The 1,212-nt window shown below is 61.7% G+C and carries 1 protein-coding gene and 1 pseudogene; both read left to right on the forward strand.

The genetic code is table 11. The features are described from left to right. A pseudogene (locus PFH44_RS27800) lies at nucleotides 1-708 on the forward strand (heme anaerobic degradation radical SAM methyltransferase ChuW/HutW); the annotation flags it as partial. 12 nt (nucleotides 709-720) lie between these two features. Further along, nucleotides 721-1,212, forward strand: a 492-nt coding sequence (gene hutX, locus PFH44_RS27805) for a heme utilization cystosolic carrier protein HutX (RefSeq protein ID WP_283826867.1), incomplete at its 3' end; no start/stop codon positions are given.

Below are 1,212 nucleotides of genomic sequence, written 5' to 3' on the forward strand. Positions count from 1 at the left end.
GCCGTGGTGTGCGATCTGCTATTCGGCCTCCCCGGTCAGGACGCAAAGCTGTGGGGGGAAGATCTCAGCATCGCCCGCGATATCGGGCTCGACGGCGTCGATCTCTACGCCCTTAACCTGCTGCCCAACACGCCGCTGGGTAAAGCCGTGGAAAACGGACGCACCGCCGTCCCCACTCCGGCAGAGCGGCGCGATCTCTATCTTCAGGGCTGCGATTTCATGGAGGATGCGGGCTGGCGCTGTATCAGCAACAGCCACTGGGCCCGCACGACCCGCGAACGCAACCTCTACAACCTGCTGATTAAACAAGGAGCCGACTGCCTGGCGCTGGGTTCCGGCGCGGGCGGCTCGGTCAACGGCTATTCGTGGATGGTCGAGCGTAACCTGGCGGCCTGGCACGAAGCGATCGCCGACGGGAAAAAGCCGCTGATGATGATGATGCGCGCCGCCGAGCGCGGCTTTCAGTGGCGGCATACGCTCCAGGCGGGGGTGGAAACCGCCCGCGTGCCGCTGGACGAGCTGACGCCGCGCGCCGGGGAGCTGGCCCCGCTGCTGGCCCAGTGGCATCAGGCGGGGCTCACCCGCGACGCCTCAACCTGCCTGCGGTTGACCAATGAAGGCCGCTTCTGGGCGAGCAATATTTTGCAGTCTCTTGATGAGCTGATTCAACACCTTAACGCGCCGCGCATTGCGGTAGAGCAACCCTAACAGGAGTGATTTATGAGCCATGTTTCTTTAGCGGAATTTTTGCTAACCGAGCCGGACGGCACCCTGGAAGCGATCGCCGATCGCTACCAAACCTCCCTTCTGGAGGTGGTGCAAAACCTCCCCTCTCCGACCCTCGTGTCGGGTGAGAGCTTTGACGCCGTCTGGGAAACCGTCAGCGAATGGGGCAAGGTCACCACGCTGGTCCATACCGCCGACGTCATCCTCGAGTTTACCGGCGAACTGCCTTCCGGATTCCACCGCCACGGCTATTTCAATCTGCGCGGCAAAAAGGGCATGACGGGCCATATCAAAGCGGAAAACTGCCGCCATATTGCGCTGATTGAACGTAAATTTATGGGCATGGATACCGCGTCGATTCTCTTCTTTAACCAGGCAGGTAGCGCGATGTTCAAGATTTTCCTCGGCCGCGATGAGCATCGCCAGCTGCTCGCCGCTCAGGTGAGCGCCTTCCGGGCTCTCGCCGCTTCCCTCAAGGAAACCGCC

Origin of the sequence: Klebsiella sp. Ech2A (assembly GCF_030078455.1) — a bacterium.
GTDB classification, from domain to species: domain Bacteria; phylum Pseudomonadota; class Gammaproteobacteria; order Enterobacterales; family Enterobacteriaceae; genus Klebsiella; species Klebsiella terrigena.